The sequence below is a fragment of the Chelativorans sp. YIM 93263 genome, from assembly GCF_028767125.1.
Lineage (GTDB): Bacteria > Pseudomonadota > Alphaproteobacteria > Rhizobiales > Rhizobiaceae > Chelativorans.
Genome location: NZ_JAKCWP010000004.1, coordinates 100,553 through 119,464 on the forward strand (window position 1 = coordinate 100,553; position 18,912 = coordinate 119,464).

Annotated in this window: 18 protein-coding genes and 1 pseudogene; 10 read left to right on the top strand and 9 right to left on the bottom strand. The window is 64.2% G+C overall.

The window, feature by feature from the left end; translation table 11 throughout:
• The first annotated feature begins 280 nt into the window (after window positions 1–280).
• From LY631_RS10225 to LY631_RS10235, 3 genes are all read left to right on the top strand, one after another.
• Window positions 281–1,111, top strand: a complete 831-nt coding sequence (locus LY631_RS10225; protein WP_274425203.1) for an alpha/beta fold hydrolase — start codon at window positions 281–283, stop codon at window positions 1,109–1,111.
• Between the two features lie 195 nt (window positions 1,112–1,306).
• On the top strand, window positions 1,307–2,335 hold the full coding sequence (locus tag LY631_RS10230) for a homoserine dehydrogenase (protein ID WP_274425204.1): 1,029 nt from the start codon (window positions 1,307–1,309) through the stop codon (window positions 2,333–2,335).
• Window positions 2,332–3,036: a glutamine amidotransferase gene (locus tag LY631_RS10235; RefSeq protein WP_274425205.1), complete on the top strand. Its 705-nt coding sequence runs from the start codon at window positions 2,332–2,334 to the stop codon at window positions 3,034–3,036. Before LY631_RS10230 ends, LY631_RS10235 begins: the two co-directional genes overlap by 4 nt.
• A gap of 43 nt (window positions 3,037–3,079) precedes the next feature.
• On the opposite strand, the gene LY631_RS10240 is transcribed toward LY631_RS10235, so the two are convergent.
• Complete coding sequence (locus LY631_RS10240) at window positions 3,080–3,991, bottom strand: AraC family transcriptional regulator (RefSeq protein WP_274425206.1); 912 nt, start codon at window positions 3,989–3,991, stop codon at window positions 3,080–3,082.
• 226 nt (window positions 3,992–4,217) lie between these two features.
• Between LY631_RS10240 and LY631_RS10245 the strand changes: the two genes are divergently transcribed.
• The 3 genes from LY631_RS10245 (at window position 4,218) to LY631_RS10255 (ending at window position 8,108) form a co-directional block, all read left to right on the top strand.
• Window positions 4,218–4,829 (top strand): TetR/AcrR family transcriptional regulator, encoded by a 612-nt coding sequence (locus LY631_RS10245; RefSeq protein WP_274425207.1) that lies wholly within the window; start codon window positions 4,218–4,220, stop codon window positions 4,827–4,829.
• Window positions 4,830–5,036: 207 nt separating this feature from the next.
• The gene (locus tag LY631_RS10250; RefSeq protein ID WP_274425484.1) at window positions 5,037–6,500 is read left to right on the top strand and encodes a catalase; all 1,464 of its coding nucleotides are present in this window, start codon (window positions 5,037–5,039) and stop codon (window positions 6,498–6,500) included.
• 78 nt (window positions 6,501–6,578) lie between these two features.
• Window positions 6,579–8,108 carry a VOC family protein gene (locus LY631_RS10255; protein ID WP_274425208.1) on the top strand — a complete coding sequence of 510 codons (1,530 nt, stop codon included), beginning with the start codon at window positions 6,579–6,581 and terminating at the stop codon, window positions 8,106–8,108.
• A gap of 110 nt (window positions 8,109–8,218) precedes the next feature.
• Here LY631_RS10255 and LY631_RS10260 read toward each other — a convergent pair whose 3' ends face one another.
• The 7 genes and pseudogenes from LY631_RS10260 to LY631_RS10285 form a co-directional block, all read right to left on the bottom strand.
• On the bottom strand, window positions 8,219–9,601 hold the full coding sequence (locus LY631_RS10260) for an aldehyde dehydrogenase family protein (protein WP_274425209.1): 1,383 nt from the start codon (window positions 9,599–9,601) through the stop codon (window positions 8,219–8,221).
• A 43-nt stretch (window positions 9,602–9,644) separates the two neighbouring features.
• Entirely contained in the window at window positions 9,645–11,300 is a 1,656-nt protein-coding gene (locus LY631_RS10265) for an acetolactate synthase large subunit (protein WP_274425210.1), read from the bottom strand.
• Window positions 11,301–11,663: 363 nt separating this feature from the next.
• Complete coding sequence (locus LY631_RS10270; protein WP_274425212.1) at window positions 11,664–12,347, bottom strand: NAD(P)H-binding protein; 684 nt, start codon at window positions 12,345–12,347, stop codon at window positions 11,664–11,666.
• A gap of 58 nt (window positions 12,348–12,405) precedes the next feature.
• Window positions 12,406–12,543, bottom strand: a pseudogene (locus LY631_RS20455) (hypothetical protein); the annotation flags it as partial.
• Complete coding sequence (locus LY631_RS10275; protein WP_274425485.1) at window positions 12,540–13,226, bottom strand: type 1 glutamine amidotransferase domain-containing protein; 687 nt, start codon at window positions 13,224–13,226, stop codon at window positions 12,540–12,542. The gene LY631_RS10275 and the pseudogene LY631_RS20455, both read right to left, overlap by 4 nt.
• Before the next feature lie 4 nt (window positions 13,227–13,230).
• A complete protein-coding gene (locus LY631_RS10280; RefSeq protein WP_274425213.1) occupies window positions 13,231–13,434 on the bottom strand; it encodes a hypothetical protein in 204 nt (67 codons plus the stop codon).
• 85 nt (window positions 13,435–13,519) lie between these two features.
• Window positions 13,520–14,173 carry a hydrolase gene (locus tag LY631_RS10285; protein WP_274425215.1) on the bottom strand — a complete coding sequence of 218 codons (654 nt, stop codon included), beginning with the start codon at window positions 14,171–14,173 and terminating at the stop codon, window positions 13,520–13,522.
• 415 nt (window positions 14,174–14,588) lie between these two features.
• Between LY631_RS10285 and LY631_RS10290 the strand changes: the two genes are divergently transcribed.
• The 3 genes from LY631_RS10290 (at window position 14,589) to LY631_RS10300 (ending at window position 17,141) form a co-directional block, all read left to right on the top strand.
• Window positions 14,589–15,524: a pirin family protein gene (locus tag LY631_RS10290; RefSeq protein ID WP_274425216.1), complete on the top strand. Its 936-nt coding sequence runs from the start codon at window positions 14,589–14,591 to the stop codon at window positions 15,522–15,524.
• A 25-nt stretch (window positions 15,525–15,549) separates the two neighbouring features.
• Window positions 15,550–16,797: a DUF5996 family protein gene (locus LY631_RS10295; protein WP_274425217.1), complete on the top strand. Its 1,248-nt coding sequence runs from the start codon at window positions 15,550–15,552 to the stop codon at window positions 16,795–16,797.
• Between the two features lie 104 nt (window positions 16,798–16,901).
• On the top strand, window positions 16,902–17,141 hold the full coding sequence (locus LY631_RS10300) for a DUF2188 domain-containing protein (protein ID WP_274425218.1): 240 nt from the start codon (window positions 16,902–16,904) through the stop codon (window positions 17,139–17,141).
• A 75-nt stretch (window positions 17,142–17,216) separates the two neighbouring features.
• On the opposite strand, the gene LY631_RS10305 is transcribed toward LY631_RS10300, so the two are convergent.
• Window positions 17,217–17,774 carry a TetR/AcrR family transcriptional regulator gene (locus LY631_RS10305; RefSeq protein WP_274425486.1) on the bottom strand — a complete coding sequence of 186 codons (558 nt, stop codon included), beginning with the start codon at window positions 17,772–17,774 and terminating at the stop codon, window positions 17,217–17,219.
• A gap of 168 nt (window positions 17,775–17,942) precedes the next feature.
• Between LY631_RS10305 and LY631_RS10310 the strand changes: the two genes are divergently transcribed.
• A complete protein-coding gene (locus LY631_RS10310) occupies window positions 17,943–18,884 on the top strand; it encodes an alpha/beta hydrolase family protein (protein WP_274425219.1) in 942 nt (313 codons plus the stop codon).
• The last annotated feature ends 28 nt before the right edge of the window (window positions 18,885–18,912 follow it).

Here is an 18,912-nt window from a genome sequence, read left to right on the forward strand (position 1 = left end):
CCTATTCACGCCGCCCGCTGGCCGACGGGGCCCCATGCCCTGCGCTTGGCACCCTGTTTTTCGCGGCAGGAGATTGCCCGCAAGATCGGCACCTGGAAAGCAGCTTCTGCGCCGCGAAATGTGTGCCCGCTCGCTATGCTTCAAATCGTGAAGCAATGAACCGCTCGCGTTCAAGGTGGAGTGCGAGCAGACGCGAGCCTCTCAAGCCGGAGGCGATACCACCGCCGCGAGGCCCTATTCCCGCGCGGCAGAGCCCCACCGACCACCAAGGAGAAATGCAATGGCAACCATCACCATATCAGACGGCACCACCCTGTTCTACAAAAATTGGGGGCCGAAGGACGCCCAGCCGATCATGTTCCACCATGGCTGGCCGCTCAGCGCCGACGACTGGGACAACCAGATGCTGTTCTTCCTCTCGCATGGCTATCGCGTGATCGCGCATGATCGCCGCGGCCATGGCCGGTCCGACCAGACCGACACCGGCAACGATATGGACACATACGCGGCAGACGTGGCCGAACTCGCCAAGGCACTGGACCTGCGCGACGCCGTCCATATCGGCCATTCGACCGGCGGCGGCGAAGTCGCCCGCTATGCGGCCCGCGCCGAGCGTGGCCGGGTGGCGAAGGCCATTCTGATCGCCGCGATCCCGCCGGTGATGGTTCAGTCCGAAGCGAACCCGGACGGCGTTCCCATGGAGGTTTTCGACGGGTTGCGTTCCGCCCTGGAGACAAATCGCGCGCAGTTTTACCGTGATCTGCCGAGCGGGCCCTTCTATGGCTTCAACCGGGAGGGCGCGAAGGTCAGCCAGGGCCTGATCGACAATTGGTGGCGCCAGGGCATGAGTGGCGGCGCAAAGGCGCACCATGACTGCATCGAAGTGTTTTCGGAGACCGACTTCACGGAAGATTTGAAGGCACTCACCGTTCCCGTGCTGATCATCCACGGCGAGGACGATCAGATCGTGCCGATCGAGAACTCTGCTCACAAGGCGATCAAGCTCGTCAGGGACGGAACGCTGAAGACCTATCGCGGCCTTTCTCACGGCTTGTTCGCCACGCATCCGGATGTGGTAAACCCGGATATGCTGGCCTTCATCCGCGCCTGAGACGGCTTCGCCGAAGGCAATCCGGCGGCCGCGCCGTCTGCGGCCGCCGCAAGCGCGCCTTCGTGCACGCACTGCTCGCCGTCGCTGCGCGAGGATACACTGCCGGATAGTGTCGGCTTTCACCGGGAGTGTGTTCGGCGCTGTTGGAAGTGTTGGCAATCCGTGCTCGGCACTCGAAGATAAGGCATTGAAACTATGAATGTCGTCAGGATCGCGATTGCCGGTTTCGGGGGCGTGGGCCGCGCCACGGCCAACCTTCTTTTGGCCCGGCGTGAGCGCTACCGGCAGGTCTATGGGGCCGACATTCGCCTCGTCGCGGTCTGCGGTTCGCGATCCGGACTGGCCGACGCAAGCGGTCTCGAAGCGGAGCGCCTGGATGCGCTCGAGCCGGATCTGTCGGGCCCGGCATTCATCGAGGCGAGCGGCGCCGACATTCTCATCGAGGCGGGGCCGAGCGACTTTCGCACCGGCGGCCCCGGCCTCGCCTATATCCGTTCCGCCCTCTCGGCGGGGCGCGACGCGATCGTGATATCCAAGGGTGCGCTGGTCCACAGCGGACCGGAGTTGCTGGCCCTGGCGCGATCCTCGGGCGCGATGCTGAAACTCAGCGGCGCCGCCGCCGCCGCGCTGCCGACCATAGACCTTCTCGAGCACAGCCTGAAAGGCTGCGAAGTGCTCGAAATCGAGGGCATTCTGAACGCCACCACCAACTACCTGCTCGACGCGATGATGAACCGGAACCTCGGCTTCGACGAGGCGCTGAGGCGCGCCCAGGCGGGCGGTTTCGCAGAAGCCGACCCGCGCAACGATACCGAGGGCTGGGACACCGCCAGCAAGCTCATCCTCATCGCCAATTTCGGCCTGGACGCGGACCTGACGATGGACGAGCTGGTCGTCGAGGGCATTCAGTCGGTTGTGGCGCACGATCTCGAGACGTGGCGAAAGCAGCGTCTCGTTCCCAAGCTCGTCGGGAGCCTCATCCGGACGGATGCGGCGACGCGGGCGGCCGTCGGCGTCCGGACCTACCCGGCGACCGATCCGCTTGCGCATGTCTCGGGAAAGAACAAGGCGATCCGCATCACCACGGACGCGATGGGCGAGACGATCGCGATCGGATCCGGAACCGAGCCTCTCGCCACCGCGGCCGCCGCGCTGAAGGATCTCGAACATATCCTGACGGCAAGAGCGGTGCGGTCCACTGGTGTTTCAGGAGGAAAGGAATGACACGGAAAAGCGTACAGGCCATTCGCCACATAGGCTTTGAGGACCTGGGAAGCTTTGCGGACCCTTTGAGGGAGGCCGGCTACGACATCGAATACATCGATGTGGCCGAGCGCGATCCGGCAGGGCTCGACCCTCTCGCCGCCGATCTCCTCGTGGTCCTGGGCGGTCCGATCGGCGTGTACGAGCACGACGCCTATCCGGTCGTCACCGACGAGATAGACCTGCTGCGGGCGCGGCTCGCAGCCGACCGGCCGACACTTGGCATATGTCTCGGCGCGCAACTGATGGCGGCGGCCCTCGGCGCGCGTGTCTATCCGGGTCCGGCCAAGGAGATCGGCTGGTCGGCACTCGATCTGTCGGATACGGCCGCGCCCAATCCTCTCGCCGTGCTGCAGGATGTGCCCGTGCTCCACTGGCATGGCGACACGTTCGATCTGCCGGAAGGCGGCACTCTGCTCGCATCCACCGCGCTCTGCACAAACCAGGCCTTCTCGCGTGGACAGAATGTGCTCGGCCTCCAGTTCCACCCGGAGGTTCTTGGCGCGCGGTTCGAGCACTGGCTTCTGGGGCATGCAAATGAACTGGCCACGGCAGGCATCGACCCCGTCACGCTACGCCGCGATGCCGGGCGGCATGCCAGCCGGCTTGAACTAGCCAGTGCCGCGCTCCTCACCGATTGGCTGGCGCGCCTGACGCGGTAGTTCCTTGGCAAGCCTTCGCCTGCAGGGCGCCGCCCGTGACCAATCACTGCAACGCGATGACACGTAGCGGATCGCGCACTGCCCGGCGATAATCGGTCGGGCTCATGTGTTGGTGCTTGATGAAAACACGGGCCAGCACCTGGTTGGACGAATATCCCACCTCCTGGGCGATCTCGGTGACCGGAAGCTCCGTCGTCTCGAGGAGTTCGCAGGCTCTCTCCACTCTCAGTCGTGTCAGATAGACCCGGGGCGGCACGCCGAGGCTCTGCTTGAACATGCGTGCGAAATGGAATGGCGACAGCCGCGCCTCAGCTGCCAGTTCGTCGAGGCTTATGTCTTCTGAAAACCGCGCCCTCAGCAGTTCCACGCTGCGCCTCTCTGCCCAAGGGGCGAGGCCGCCCTTGACCTGCGCGAATGGCGCCCCGCCCAATCGGCAGAGCTCGGCCAGGATCTCGCAACCCGCAGCCTGCGCCAGCAGCCGCGACGGCGCGCCCTCCTCATCGCACAAGACCCACAGGTTCCGGATTGCCGATCGGATAGAGGGCGAGGCGAAGGTCCCCATACATAGTTTCTGGTAGTCGACAGGGAACCGCCCCTCGGCGGCTTCATCCAGAATGGACTGCCACTGCGCCAACGGAAACGATAAGCTGCGAAGCTCATGAGCGGCGTCAACAATGACCGTATTTGCGAACCTCGGAGCGGAGAGAAAAAAGCCGCCCTTTTCGCTCCTCGCATCGAAACGCCCCCCTCCCATATCGCCGCTGACGCGGCTGCCACCATGCAAATCTTGATAGAGGACGATATCCGGGACGGCGGGGTCGGACATGTCCCCGGCCGGCTGCGCAGCTTCAAGCAGATGAATGATACCACCTGCCGACTTCTTCGTGCGCACATAGCTCGCCAGGTGACCGTCGCTGTACCATTGGGCAAAAGAGCTATAGGCAGGCACGCTCATGCTGTGTCTCCAATGCTATCGCTGATCGGGCTGAGCCGGCGGCCCCTTCGCGCTTCGCAGATCGATCGGGCGCGAGTGTCAAACCGGTGGCGTGCGAAAGGCACCGCCGCGATCCTCGTCTCAAGCCACCCGCAGCCAATCACAAATACCCGTTGAAGCCCGTTTCAACCTCTTCTCACTCACTGGTTGAAACGCTACCGTTCCATCCACAGTGGAGGATTTTTGGATGGAACGCAAGAGTATCGACCGCAAAAAAGGACGGAAACCGAGCGGGGCGGCTGTCATGCGACCTGAACTGACGACAGCCCTGTACAGGGCGCTTTTCGAGGAGTGGGCGCAGACCGGCTACACGGGAATGAGCCTGGAGCGGGTGGCGGATCGGGCAGGCGCGGGCAAGGCCGCCATCTATCGGCGATGGCCGTCGAAACTTGAGTTCGCGTGCGACGCGATACAGAGCGTCGCGTTCATGCGGTTGGGTTTCGCCGACCAGGGGTCTCTACAGGCAGATATCCTTGCATACCTTAGAGCCACGCGCACGGTTCTGCGACATCCTCTTGTGCGCCGGATAATCCCTGATCTGATTGCACAACGTTCACGTTCGAATGAACTGTCGGCGATTCTGCATGACATAGCAGTGGCACGGAGACAGTTCGGAAATCAACTGCTGGACCGCGCAATCGCCCGGAATGAACTCCACGAGCACCTCGACAGGGAACTCGCGATGGATCTGCTCTTTTCCGCGCTCTATGGGCGCATGATCATCCGGAGGAAAACCTTCACGAATTCTGACCTCGACAGGCTGGCCATTGCTATGGATGCAGCAATCAAGGCCTGCTGACCAGCCCGCTGGCTGCTGCGTTAGGCCTCCACAAATCAAAGCGCAAGATCGGCATCTTCACAGCATGGATCGCGACGCGGCTGCTGCAGCTTCTCTCTAGGGTTCTTTCCTGTACACCGTTCGGCGCCTCGCTGCCGAGCGACGGGGTCACGGACCAGCCCCTGATCGTCCGGAAAAGACTGAACCATGAGGAAGAGACCGACGACCATGCCCCCGCACGACGATCAGAACCTGCGCCTGACAACGACCGCCGGCACCCCCGTTTCCGACAACCAGAACAGCCTCACCGCGGGCGATCGCGGACCGGTTCTCATGCAGGACTGGCAGCTGATCGAGAAGCTGGCTCATCAGAATCGCGAGAGGATTCCCGAGCGCGTCGTCCACGCCAAGGGTTGGGGCGCACACGGGCTGTTCAGGATAACGGGCGACATATCGCATCTGACCTGCGCCAAGGTGCTGCAGCCCGGCGCCGAGACTCCCATGATTGCGCGTTTCTCGACGGTTGCGGGAGAAATGGGGGCGGCCGATCATGAGCGGGACGTTCGTGGCTTCGCGCTTAAATTCTATACGGAAGAAGGCAATTGGGATCTGGTGGGCAACAACACGCCGGTCTTCTTCGTGCGTGATCCGCTCAAGTTCCCCGATTTCATCCACACGCAGAAGCGCCACCCGCGCACCAATCTGCGATCGGCGACCGCGATGTGGGACTTCTGGTCCCTGTCGCCGGAGAGCCTGCATCAAATGACGATCCTCTTCTCCGACCGCGGCCTCCCTGCCAGCCCGATGCATATGAACGGATACGGCAGCCACACCTACAGCCTGTGGAACGACAGGGGCGAGCGGGTCTGGGTCAAGTTCCACTTCAAGACGTGTCAGGGGCATAGCCACTACACGAACGCCGAGGCGGAAGAGGTCGTGGGACGAACCCGCGAAGGCTATCAGGAGGCACTGTTCGGCGCGATCGAGGAAGGAAGCTACCCTCGATGGATCGTGCAAGTTCAGGTCATGACGGAAGCGCAGGCGGGCGAATTGCCCTTCGACCCGTTCGACGTCACGAAGGTCTGGCCCCATGCCGATTTTCCACCGATCGAGATCGGCGTGCTTGAACTCAACCGCAATCCGGACAATTACTTTGCCGAGATCGAGCAGTTGGCCTTCAGCCCGTCGAACGTCGTGCGCGGCATCGGCCATTCACCGGACAGGATGCTGCAGGGGAGGATCTTCGCCTATGCGGATGCCCACCGCTACAGGCTGGGCACGCACTACGAGGCGCTGCCGGTCAACCGGCCTCGGTGCCCAGTGCATCATTATCACAAGGACGGGGCGATGCGCTTCTTCGGCCACATGCCCAATGCCGATGCCTATTACGAGCCGAACAGCTTCGGCGGCCCGGTGGAGGACCGATCGTTCATCGAACCACCGCTCCAGATAGACGGTCCGGCTGCCCGGTTCGATCACCGGGACGGAAACGATGACTACAGCCAGCCTCGCGCGTTGTTCCTGCTGTTCGACGACGCTCAGAAGGCCAGGCTGTTCGCCAACATCGCCGCCGCGATGCGCGGCGTTCCCGAATTCATCATCGAACGCCAGATCGAACTTTTCCGCCAGGTCCATCCGGATTTCGGCGCCGGCGTCTGCGCGGCGCTTGACGCGGTGGACCCGCAATTTTGATCTCGCCGGGCCGATGCGAAAACCCGTCTGAAGGTTCATAAGCATAAGGGGAAACCAGGCGCGGAAGGCATCACGGGAATGACCAGCGGCATACACCACGTCACCGGCATCACCTCCAATGTGCAGGCCAACGTCGACTTCTACGTCGGCTTTCTCGGGCTAAGGCTTGTGAAGCGCACCGGAGGCTACGCGGACGCCGAGCAGTTGCATCTTGTCTATGGAGACGGCCTCGGCAGTCCCGGTTCGTTGCTGACGTTCCTTGTCTGGGAGGCGGCGGGCCGCGGCCGTACGGGCATCGGCCAGGTATCGGAAGTGGCGTTGGCGGTGCCACCAGCTTCGCTCGGTGATTGGATTACCAAGGCGCTCGCCGCCAACATTCCGCTCGAGGGTCCATCTCGCGAGTTCGGGGAGCCGGTCCTCCGGCTGAAGGATCCGGACGGGCTGATCGTGAAGCTGGTCGGAGTGGAGATGGCAACGCCGGCCCCACTTCCGAACGCGCCCACCAGGCTGCGGGGCGTCACGCTCCTGACAGACAAGGCGGTAGAGACCGCAAGCTTTCTGGTACGTTTCGGGTACACGGAATACCGGCGGTCAGGCGTGACACAGCGCATGGGTTCCGAAACCGACATCGTCGATGTCAGGGAGGTGTCTGGTTTCGTGCCTTCCGTGTCCGGCGGCGGGGTGCCCGACCATGTCGCTTTTCGGGCGCGCGACATCGATGAGCTCCGCTCCATGCGGCTTTCGCTGAAGGGCCACGGGTCAACCGAGGTTCATGATCGAAAGTACTTCGTGTCGCTCTACGTTCGCGATCCCGCCGGCATACTGATGGAATACGCGACCGATGGGCCGGGCATGACCATTGACGAAGCGCCTGCCGAGCTTGGCCAGACACTGTTTCTGCCGCCGCATGATGCCGATCGCGCAGAGGATCTGAGGGCAATACTTCCGCAATTCGCCCTTCCCGGCGAAGAGAGATTTCCGGCCCGCGACCTCCCTTTCATTCATCGTTTCAACCGGCCGCAGAATCCGGACGGCACGACCTTGGTGCTGCTGCATGGCACCGGCGGCAACGAAGCCGATCTGATGCCGATCGCACGACGCATAGCCCCGCATTCGATGCTGCTCGGCGTGCGTGGCCGAGCGACCGAGGAAGGAGCCAATCGCTGGTTCCGCCGCGTCGATGCAACGACGTTCGATCAGCAGGATATCCGTGGCGAAGCCGAAGCCTTCGCGGCGTTTGCCGAAGGCGCCGTAACCGGCTATGGCCTCGACCCCGACAAACTTGTCTTCCTCGGCTATTCCAACGGCGCCAACATGCTGGCGGCGGTCATCCAACTTCATTCTGGCGTCGTGCGCCGCGCGATTCTGCTGCGCGGCATCCAGACCCTGGAGAAACCACCGGTCGTGGATCTCTCGGACACGAGCGTACTGGCGCTAACCGGACGTGATGATGCCTTTGCTCGCAATGCGCCGGCGCTGGCGTACGCGCTTATGGTTCAAGGAGCGCGCGTCGACAGTCTGGAGCTCTCAGCCGATCATGAACTGGTTGCTGCAGACGTCACTGAATCAGCTGAATGGATTCAGCGAAGACTCTCTATGAATAGGTAGTCCCTTTGCACGAGCAGTCCTGTTGGGGCCGAATTGGACTAACCTGCTTCCAAGGGTTTCCGCGACCGCGGGCAGGCTTGGCGATCGCCTCGACCGACGGCCGCTGACGATCAGCTCCTGCGCATCAGGATCATCTTCTCCTGCGTCATGTCGCGCATCGTGTAGGGGATGCCGCCGGTGCCGTAGCCGGATTCCCTGCGGCCGGCGAAGGGCATCCAGTCGGTTCGGAAGGCGGTGGGATCGTTGATCATCACGGCCGAGGCATCGAGGCGTTCGGCAGCGCATAGCGCGACGTCTATGTCCTGTGCGAAGATGCTCGCCTGGAAGGCCGTCGGCAGCGCGTTGGCCTGGGCGATCGTCCCGTCCAGATCGCGGTAGCGGTAGACCGCGACCACGGGGCCGAACACCTCCAGCGTCGATAGTTTCGCATCGGCAGCGGGGTCGAGCAGAACCGCCGGCTCAAGGGTCGTCTCGGAGAGGCGCTTGCCGCCGGTGGCCAGCGTGGCCCCGCCCTCGACCGCATCCGCAATCCACTGTCCAACCCGGTCGGCCTCGCGCGGCAGGATCAGCGGTCCGACTTCGGTGTCCTTCAGAGTGGGATCGGCGGTGCGCAGTCTTTCCACGCGGGCGACGAGCCTCTGCGTGAAATCCTCGGCGATGTCGGCATGGACGAAGATGCGCTGCGTCGACACGCAGACCTGCCCGGCATGGTAGTAGCCGCCCTTGACGATGGGCTCGATGACCTTGCCCAGATCGGCGCTGCGGTCGACGATGGCCGGTGCGGCCCCGCCATGTTCCAGTGCCGAACGCGTGCCGGGGGCGAGCTTGGCGTGCAGCGACCAGCCGACCTTGGCCGACCCGATGAAGCTGAGGAAGGCGACGCGGCCGTCGGTCGCCAGCTTTTCGGCCAGAGCGTTGTCGTCCGTGACGAAGGTCTGGCACCACGGCTCGAGCAGACCCGCCTCGCGGACCAGCGCCACGAATTCAAGACATGACAGCGGTGTCGTGGCTGCCGGCTTGATGATGACCGGGCAGCCCACCGCGATGGCCGGCGCGATCTGATGGACGATCAGGTTCAAAGGATGGTTGAAGGCGGAGATCGCCGCGATGACGCCGATGGGTTCCTTCGTGGTGAACGCCCAGCGGTTCTCGGCTGCGGTCGACAGTCCCATCGGGATCTCGCGGCCGGCGAAATTGCGCAGTTCGTCGGCAGCGTTGTGGACCCCATCGATGGCGCGATTGGTCTCGACGATGGCATCGGGCAGCGGCTTGCCGCCCTCGCGCGCGATCTGCATGGCGAGATGATCGCGCCTGCCTTCCATCAGCGTGGCCAGCCTGCGCAGGATGGCGATGCGCCGGTGAGGCTTCAGCCAGCCGTCGCGATCCCTGAAGACCTGCTCGGCCGCCTGCAGCTTGCGCTCCAGCGCCGCGGCGTCGTCGGTCTCGATCTCTGCGATAGCCACGCGATCGAAGGCTTGCACGACCTTTAGCATTGTCGGTCTCCTTGCGTTTTCGGGCGCTTGCCGCGACAGGTGCTCACGTGCAATCCACGTCGGGCGTGCGGTTGCGCAACTCTTCGACGAGCACACGGGTATTCTCGGAATAGTCGATCGGCACATCGACCAGATGGACACCGCCGCCGGCGAACGCCGCCTCGAGCGTCGGCACGAAATCCTCGACCGCGCTCACCCGGGAACCCGTCGCGCCATACGCCTCGGCATAGCGCACGAAGTCGGGATTACCGAAGCTCATGCCGAAATCCGGAAAACCGTCGACCGCCTGCTTCCAACGGATCATGCCATACGCGCTGTCGTTCAGGATGACCACGACGAGGTTCAGCCCGAGCCGCACGGCGGTCTCCATCTCCTGCGAGTTCATCATGAAGCCCCCATCGCCGCAGACCGCCATGACGCGGCGTTCCGGATGGAGCATTGCCGCCATCATCGCCGAGGGCAGGCCGGCGCCCATCGTCGCGAGCGCATTGTCGAGCAGCAGCGTGTTGGCGACATGGGTGCGGTAGTTGCGGGCGAACCAGATCTTGTACATGCCGTTGTCGAGGCAGACGATGCCGTCTTCCGGCATCACCTTGCGGACATCGTGGACAATGCGCTGGGGTGTGACCGGGAAACGCTCTTCTTCGGCGCGATCGTTGATGCGGGCGAGGATACGCTGGCGCAGATCGAGCATTCCCTCGTCGGGCGTCAGCCTTCCTTCGAGCCGTGCGGCAAGCGCCTCGACGGCGGCACCGATGTCACCGATCACCTCGATATCCGGGTGGTAGACCTGCTCGACAGTGGCCGACTGGTAGCCGACATGGATGACCCTTGGGCCACCGGCGCTCTTCATCAGGAAGGGCGGCTTCTCGACCGTGTCGTGGCCGATGGCGATGATCAGGTCGGCGCGCTCGACGGCCTCGTGGACGTAGTCGCCCTCCGAGAGCGCTGCGGTTCCCATATAGAGATTCGAGCCGCCGGTGACCGCGCCCTTGCCCAACTGGGTATTGAAGAACGGCAGCCTCGTGCGCCTCACGAAGCTCGAAAGCGCCTCGACCAGCGCAGGCCGGTTGCCTGCCGCGCCGATCATCACGAGCGGCCGCTTGGCGCCGAGGATCATCTCCGCGCCCCTGTCGAGCGCGGTGGCATGGGGAACGGAGCGCTCCAACGAGTGGCGCGGAATGACCGAGGCATTCTCGATCTCCTCGGCCGCGACGTCCTCCGGCAACTCCAGATGCACCGGTCCCGGCCGCTCCTCCATCGCGACGCGAAACGCGTCCCGCACCGTCGCGGGGATGGCGCCGGCGCTGACGATCTGACGCGTCATCTTGGTCAGCGGTTTCATCGAGGCGACGATGTCGACGATCTGGAAGCGGGCCTGTTTGGCGCTCATCACCGGCTTCTGGCCGGTAATGAGGATCATCGGCATGGCGCCGAGGTGAGCGTAGGCCGCGCCGGTCGAGAAGTTCAGCGCGCCCGGTCCGAGCGTGGCGAGGCAGACGCCGGGCTTGCCCGTTAGCCGCCCATGCGTGGCGGCCATGAAGGCCGCGGCCTGTTCGTGACGCGTCAGGACCAGTTCGATGCTGGAGGTCCGCAGCGACTCCAGCAGGTCGAGGTTCTCCTCGCCCGGCACACCGAAGACGCGGTCCACGCCCTCGTTCTCCAGCGCGGCGACAATAAGGTCCGATCCTTTCGGCACAGCCTGAACTCTCTAGTTGTTGGTTTCGACGGAACGTGCGGTGATCATGAACGGTCAGACGAACCTTCCGATCACGTATATTGCGCTGGAGGCTGCGGACTCTTGGAATCAGGTCCCCGCACGGGTTTTCTCAGGCACATGCGGTTGAGCCCATCCGACCATAGACGAGCGGTCCGCGATCCCGTCTGCTCTATAGCGCTGCAGTGACCTTCACCAACACCTCTACAGGTTCAAGCCTCGGCCGCGGAGCTCTCACCTGCGCCATATCAAGGCCCCGCCATAACGGCGATCATCGCCGTTCCTGCCAGCATCGCGATCACCGATCGACGGGAGTGCCCTGTGTGGTGAGCGCGCATTGACGTGTCACGCTTGCTCGGAGCCGGACGGCGCAGTGGCTTCTCGGACAGCCGCTACCGCCTCGGCGATGGGTACGTCGCCGCCGGTCACCTCCAGGATCAGGCGGCTCAGGTCGGGCGATTTGAGCAGCGCGACGACCGTGGTTGCGACGTCGTCGCGCGTGATCTCCTCGTGGACCTTGGCGAGACCGAGATCGACCCGACCCGTCCCCGGACCGTTGAGAAGCGCAGAGGGGCGCACGATCAGCCAGTCGAGATCTGTCTGAACGAGCGCGATTTCCGCCCGCTTCTTCTGAACCATGTAGTGCTCGAACGAAGCGTCCATGCGCCGCTCGCGCCAAGCTTCGGGGAAGACGGAGACGAGTATGAACCGTCGCACGCCGGCGAGCGCTGCCGCCTCTGCGAGCTTGCCCGGTCCATCGCCATCGATGCGGGTCGTCGCATCGTCGCCGTCCTTGCCGCCGGCGCCGGCGCTGAAGACGACCGCGTCGGCGCCGCGCACCGCGTCGGCGAGCTCATCGACCGACATCGCGACGAGGTCGCCGAACTTGGCCTTGATGCCGAGGGACGCCAGCGCCTCGACCTGACGCTGCTGACGTACAAGACCGGTGGGTTCGTCGCCCGCCGCGGCGAGTTGCTCCCGGACAAGACGGCCGACGCCGCTGCCGATACCAACGATGAATACCTTCATGCTTTTTCTCCATCGTGGGGAAGCGCAAGATCGCGACCCCGTCGACCGGCTCGCCCTCGAGCACCTCGTGAGGGCCGTAGAAGGCGAGCGGTTCTAGCGGATGCGCGTCGCGCGCGGCCGGCGTCCGCTCGCGGTAGCGATCGAGCGCCTGCTCGTCGGAAACCGTGTCACGGACGAAGACCACGTAGGCGCTCATGCCGACGCTCCGAGTTCCTCGACCAGGCGCCGGGCGGCGCCGGCGGACGAGGCCGGGTTCTGGCCGGTGATCAGCAGGCCATCCTGTACGAAGTACGGACCCCAGTCAGGACCCTTCGAATAGATGCCGCCCTTGGCCTGCAACTCGTCCTCGACGAGGAACGGCACGACTTCCGTCAGGCCGACGGCGGCCTCCTCGCTGTTGGTGAAGCCGGTGACCTTCTTTCCTTCGACGAGCGGACGGCCGTTCGGCGTCTTAACGTGACGGAGCACGCCCGGCGCGTGGCACACCAGCGCGACCGGCTTGTCCGCGGCAAGGAAGCTTTCGATCAGCGCCGCCGAGACCGGGCTTTCGGCGAGATCCCACATCGGGCCGTGGCCGCCTGGATAAAAGACCGTATCAAAATCAGCCTGGGATATGTCGGCGAGCTTCACGGTATTCGCCAGCGCTTCTCGCGCCTCGGCGTCGGCCTCGAAGCGGCGCGTGTCCTCGGTCTGGAAGTCGGGCTCGTTGCTTTTGGGATCAAGCGGCGGCTGGCCGCCGTCCGGCGACGCGAGCGTGATCTCGTAGCCAGCTTCCTTGAACACATAATAAGGCGCGGCCAGCTCTTCGAGCCAGAAACCGGTCTTGCGGCCGGTGTCGCCGAGCTGGTCATGCGACGTCAGAATCATTACAACTTTCATGACTTTATTCTCCAATAGGATGTTGGTACGGGCCGCCGCAGCGGCAAGAATAATCGCGGGCGCGGAGGTACCCACGCACCGAATGCTGGGGTTCGTGAAGCTCCGCGTCCTCATGGTAGATGGTCCGGATCGCCGCGATGCGCCATGTAGGGTCGCGCTCGCCGAACACCAGGTCGAGATTGGCCTGCATGAGCTTCTCGAAATCCATCCGTGCCTCCATTGTGTAGTTCTGGGCGGCGACATGGATGACGAGGCTTGGACCTTTCTGGGCCGCCTCGCTATCCCTGCTCGAATCAACCCGCCGAGCTCGGCACCGGCGTGTTGAGCAGTTGCTGTTCCCACAGATAGGCGATGGCGCTGCCGCCGATGTGGTACTTGAGGGCGTCGTTCAATTCGGTCGCGGTCTCGGCCCGGGCCCAATCGCGTTGCCATTCGGAAGCGAGGGCCAGCCACGTCATCATGTTGATGCCGCCCGCGATCATGCGCTGGATCGCGACCTCGTGGGCCTCGACCGACGTGCCGCCGGACGCGTCGGTGATCACGGTCACGTCCCAGCCTTCGCCCGCCGCCTGGATTGCCGGCATCGCCACGCAGATCTCGGTCCACAGACCGGCGATGATCAGTTGCTTGCGCCCCGCCGCCTTGACCGCATCCACAACCTTCGGATCCTCCCAGGTGTTGATCGTCGTGCGGTCGATCACCTCCTGGTCGGGGAACACCTCGGTGACATGCGGAAAGATGTCACCGCCCCGGGCGGCAACTACGCTGGTCAGGATCGTGGGCACGCCGAACACCTTGGCGACCTTGGCGAGCGCGGTCGTGTTGTTCACCACCGCCTGCGGGTCGTGGCTGTTCAGGTTCGCGAGCTGGTAGGGCTGGTGGTCAATCAGAACGAGGACCGAATCCTCGGGGCGAAGAAGCGAGGCAAGGCCGTTGCGAAAAGTCATTCCAATCTCCTAGGTCTTGAGGGAAGCGCTCATTGGGTGCTTGAAACTACCAAAGGCTCTCGGGCACTGCGGTGCAGGTCGTGCCACTCTGGTGCCGTTCTTGCTCCGAATCAGGCTCGTCGCTGCGCGAAGACTTGAGTTCGTTAGGTTTCTTGGAAAGGGTACGACGGCATTCGCCTATCTGCTGCCGGAAACGAGTGAGTGCCGGGCTGCCCGGCGAGTGCGGAAACTGACATCTCCATCGGTGATACGGTACGGCCTGATCCTGCCAAGCTGTGTTGCGAAACGGGGAGCCGAATAGACACTGAATACTTTTGGACGTTCGTGGAAGTTGCCGATGCGGGGGGCGTTTCGGCCGCCGGCTACGACGATCGCTCGGCAGGATCAGGCGATCCGACGACAGAGGATGATGCACATGAGTTGGAACCCAGCACTCGAACCCGGTTGTCCCGACGAGGTCGGCATACACGCAATCGAGACCCTGATCGTCCCGCGTTCCCGCGACCTCGGCGATTTCCAGGTCCGGCGCGCCCTGCCGGCACCGAAGCGGCAAATGGTCGGGCCGTTCATCTTCTTCGACCAGGCAGGGCCGGCAGAGTTGCTGACCGGGCAGGGCGTCGACGTCCGGCCGCATCCGCATATCGGCCTCGGCACGGTCACCTACCTGTTCCAGGGCGACTTCCATCACCGCGACAGCACCGGCGCCGACCAGATCATCCGCCCCGGCGCGCTGAACTGGATGGTCGCCGGGCGCGGCGTTACCCATTCGGAACGCACGTCGGCGGCTGCGCGGAGCGGCCCGAATAGCCTGTTCGGCATCCAGACCTGGTTGGCCCTGCCGGACAGCCACGAGGACGTGGCGCCCAGCTTCGAGCATCACGGCAAGGACACCCTGCCCGTCGTCCAGGATCGCGGCGTCTCGGTTCGGCTCATTCTCGGGAACGCCTATGGCAAGACCGCGCCCGCGACGATGCTTTCCGAGACATTCTACGCCGATGTGAAGCTCGAGCCGGGAAGCCGGCTGCCGATGCCGGACGATCACGAGGACCGCGGCATCTACATCGTCGAAGGCTCGATCTCGGTCGCCGGACAGGAATTCGAGGCGTCGCAGATGATGGTGTTTCGGCCGGGCGACCGCATTACGGTGGCCGCCGGGCAGCGGGGGGCGCGATTGATGATCCTCGGCGGCGCGACCTTCAACGGACCGCGTTACATCTGGTGGAACTTCGTCGCCTCGTCGCGAGAACGTATCGAACTCGCCAAGACGGAATGGCGTGCCGCGAACTGGGGCAAGGGACGCTTCGATCTGCCCGTCGACGACCGCAGCGAGCACATCCCCCTTCCGGAATGACCGGAACCAGCGTGGAGAACCAGCAATGAACAAGTGGCCCCAATTTGATTACCTCAGCTGGCGCGAAACGTGTTCGGCGCTGCATCTCTATCTACAGATCGCCGGCAAATACCGGCTCGCGCACACGCCCTGGCTCAACCATTCGTGGCACGCGACCTTCTACGTGACGCCGAACGGCCTGGCCTCCTCGCCCATCCCGGACGGGCCAGGCATCGAGATCCTGTTTGATCTGCGCGAGCACAAGGTCGTCGGCACCTGCGGCGACGGTCGTAGGAAATCTTTCGATCTCGGGCCGATGACCGTCGCGACATTCCACGCGAGCTTCGTGCAACTGATTTCCGAACTCGGCGGCACTCCCACCTTCAACGGCAGCCCGAACGAGGTGCCATTCCCGGTTCCCTTCGCCGAGGATGATCGCGACCGGCCCTATGACCGCGAAGCCGTTCAGCGCTTCCATCAGGCTCTGATCGCGGTCGACAAGGTCTTCAACCGGTTCCGCACCTCCTTCCTCGGCAAGTCCAGCCCCGTTCATCTGTTCTGGGGCAGCTTCGACCTCGCCCTCACGCGCTTTTCCGGACGGCGCGCGCCGCTTCATCCCGGCGGCGTCCCGGCACTGCCGGACGACGTGGCGCAGGAGGCCTATGACCGCGAGGTCTCGTCAGTGGGCTTCTGGCCGGGCGGCGGCGGCATCGACTATCCCGCCTTCTATGCCTACGCCTATCCGGCACCTGGCGGTTACCGCGCCGCGTCGGTCCGGCCCGATGCTGCGTTCTGGCACGAGGGCCTCTCGGAATTCATCCTCCCCTACGATGCCGTGCGGTCGGCCGCCGATCCCGACGAAGCCCTGATGGCCTTTCTCGTATCTACCTACGAGGCCGCCGCCGATCTGGGCGGTTGGGACCGCGATCTCTTGGAATGCGCGCATGGAGCGCCGCGGCAGGTCCGCCGGCCCGACGCCGAAACGGCCAGGCCCGCGGCCTCGACCGGCGACGAGACGGTCGAGCGGGAGGATGGCGCGTCGAAGGGACGCTACCGGCTGGTGATCGACGGGGTCGAAGCCGAGATGACCTATAGCCGGGCCGGCGACGGCCGGATCATCATCGACCACACGGAAGTACCTGCCGCCTTGCGCGGCCGCAAGGTCGGGGAGCGCCTGGTGCGCCAGGCGATCGAGGATGCGCGGCGCGACGGCATTGTCATCATGCCGCTCTGCCCATTCGCGAAGGCGCAGATCGAACGCCATCCGGAATGGCAGGACGTGCTGCGTCCGTGATGGGAGGACGACGGCGCATCTGCGCGGCTCTGCGCACCTTCCTTTCCAGCCATCTCGGGAGCGAGAGCAACAAGTAGGAACATTCAAACGGCAGGAGCGATGAAATGAGCGATGTAAAATATCGGATTGTCGAGCACGACGGCGGCTGGGCTTATCGGGTGGACGGTACGTATTCCGAGACCTTTCCCAGCCATGATGCGGCCTTCGGCGCGGCGCGGCGGGCGGCCTGCAAGCAGTTGCGGCCGGGCGAGACCACGGGCATCGTCTGGGAGGACGCGACTGGCCACTGGCACGCGGAACTCTCGCGGGCCGGCGACAGACCACATACAAAGGTCATCGGCTGACGCAGCGCTGCGGGGTGAGGAACGCTCAGACCGCTTTTGGAATGGTGCTCGCGCACGCCCTCGTAGCAATCCCGGCTATTTTGGCGTGGCCGCGCCGTAGCGCAGGCCATCCAGCAGCAGCATGACCATTTGTTCGATGTGTGCCGCCCCATCGTCCCCGGACGCCACGGCGAGATTGCCGATCGCGCGCAGCAGATCATAGGCAGCAACGTCGTCACGGATGTCACCCGCATCGGCAGCGGCATTCAGCAGCATCGACAAGGCGGGCTCGAACCGGCTTCTGAAATGGTCCGGCAAGGTGGCGAATGCCGGATCGCCAGAATGGAGCGCGGCGGCCAACCCCTGTTTGGTGGCCAGGAAGCGCGTGTAGAGCATCAGCCAGGCCGCCAGGGCCTCCGTTGGGCTCCGCTCGGCGGCAAGCGGTTTAGCCGCATCGGCACAGGCATCGACCTCGCGACGGAACACCGCCGCCACCAGGTCGGCCCGGGTCGGGAAACGGCGGTAGAGCGTACCCAGTCCGACACCGGCTTGTTTCGCGATCTCCCGGATCGGCGCATCAACCCCTGAGCGGGCGAACACAATCTTCGCTGCTTCCAAAAGCGCTTCCTCGTTTCTGCGGGCATCGGCGCGCATTCGCGGCACCGGCGTCTCCTCATCGCTCGCGCTCGATGGCGCGATCTCGGCTGCATTCCAGTTTTTCGGCGACGCCACTTTCACAACCCTCCTTGATAAGCGGATCACTGTTCCGTATGTAGGGACCGGATCATTGTTCCGTTTATTAATTCGGAGGTTCGCAGTTCCATGTCAAGTTCATCCACGGAAGACCGGGCAAAGAGCTCCGGCTTACCTGCTGTCATTTCTATCGCTCCCATCGGCTTGCCCTCGCCGAGGCGGGGCGTCGACCTGCAGGTGCGGGTATCCGCGCCGATCGCAGGCGACGCGCTGCCCGTCATCATCTTCTCGCACGGCAACGGACAGTCGCTTTACGCCTATGGCCCCCTCGCTGATTATTGGGCGGCACATGGCTTTGTCGTGATCCAGCCCACGCATCTGGACTCGCGGATGCTCGGCCTTGCACCGGACGATCCTCGCCGCCCCCAGTTCTGGCGATTCCGCGAGGAAGACCTGGCAACCAATCTCGACGGGCTCGACCGCATAGAGAGCGAAGCACCGCTGATCCGGGGGCGGCTCGATCGCTCGCGCATCGCGGTTGCCGGCCATTCGTGGGGCGGGCAGACCGCCAGTACGCTGCTTGGCGCCACCCATCCCGATCCCGATGACGGATCGGTGGTCAACAGGAAGGATGCTCGTATCAAGGCGGGCGTGCTGCTGGCGACACCCGGCAATGGCGGTGAGGATCTGAGCGAGTTCGCAGCCCGCTCACTGCCGTTCATGCATCCGGATTTTTCCGACATGACCACGCCGACGCTGGTCGTCGTCGGCGACGCGGACAAGGGTGGACTGACCACGCGCGGACCGGACTGGTGGCGCGATGCCTACGATCTTAGCCCTTCGCCCAAAGCATTGTTCACCGTCTATGGTGGCGAACACGCTCTCGGCGGCATCCCCGGTTACGAGGCGTGTGAGACGACGGACGAACGGCCCCAGCGGGTCGCCGCAATCCAGCTCCTTTCAACCGCCTTCCTCCGCAGCGCGCTCTACCCCGGCGATCCTACTTTTTCCGAGGCGGTCGCGGCACTGGAAGCCGATGACGCGCCGGAAGGCAGCGTCGAAACGAAGTGAGCCGGACGCCCGTGTCCGCTCCGTCCCC

Coding starts and splice junctions, on each gene's coding strand:
- LY631_RS10225 (WP_274425203.1), top strand. CDS start 281: ATGGCAACCATCACCATATCAGACGGCACCACCCTGTTCTACAAAAAT.
- LY631_RS10230 (WP_274425204.1), top strand. CDS start 1,307: ATGAATGTCGTCAGGATCGCGATTGCCGGTTTCGGGGGCGTGGGCCGC.
- LY631_RS10235 (WP_274425205.1), top strand. CDS start 2,332: ATGACACGGAAAAGCGTACAGGCCATTCGCCACATAGGCTTTGAGGAC.
- LY631_RS10240 (WP_274425206.1), bottom strand. CDS start 3,991: ATGAGCGTGCCTGCCTATAGCTCTTTTGCCCAATGGTACAGCGACGGT.
- LY631_RS10245 (WP_274425207.1), top strand. CDS start 4,218: ATGGAACGCAAGAGTATCGACCGCAAAAAAGGACGGAAACCGAGCGGG.
- LY631_RS10250 (WP_274425484.1), top strand. CDS start 5,037: ATGCCCCCGCACGACGATCAGAACCTGCGCCTGACAACGACCGCCGGC.
- LY631_RS10255 (WP_274425208.1), top strand. CDS start 6,579: ATGACCAGCGGCATACACCACGTCACCGGCATCACCTCCAATGTGCAG.
- LY631_RS10260 (WP_274425209.1), bottom strand. CDS start 9,601: ATGCTAAAGGTCGTGCAAGCCTTCGATCGCGTGGCTATCGCAGAGATC.
- LY631_RS10270 (WP_274425212.1), bottom strand. CDS start 12,347: ATGAAGGTATTCATCGTTGGTATCGGCAGCGGCGTCGGCCGTCTTGTC.
- LY631_RS10275 (WP_274425485.1), bottom strand. CDS start 13,226: ATGAAAGTTGTAATGATTCTGACGTCGCATGACCAGCTCGGCGACACC.
- LY631_RS10280 (WP_274425213.1), bottom strand. CDS start 13,434: ATGGATTTCGAGAAGCTCATGCAGGCCAATCTCGACCTGGTGTTCGGC.
- LY631_RS10285 (WP_274425215.1), bottom strand. CDS start 14,173: ATGACTTTTCGCAACGGCCTTGCCTCGCTTCTTCGCCCCGAGGATTCG.
- LY631_RS10290 (WP_274425216.1), top strand. CDS start 14,589: ATGAGTTGGAACCCAGCACTCGAACCCGGTTGTCCCGACGAGGTCGGC.
- LY631_RS10295 (WP_274425217.1), top strand. CDS start 15,550: ATGAACAAGTGGCCCCAATTTGATTACCTCAGCTGGCGCGAAACGTGT.
- LY631_RS10300 (WP_274425218.1), top strand. CDS start 16,902: ATGAGCGATGTAAAATATCGGATTGTCGAGCACGACGGCGGCTGGGCT.
- LY631_RS10305 (WP_274425486.1), bottom strand. CDS start 17,774: ATGCGCGCCGATGCCCGCAGAAACGAGGAAGCGCTTTTGGAAGCAGCG.
- LY631_RS10310 (WP_274425219.1), top strand. CDS start 17,943: ATGTCAAGTTCATCCACGGAAGACCGGGCAAAGAGCTCCGGCTTACCT.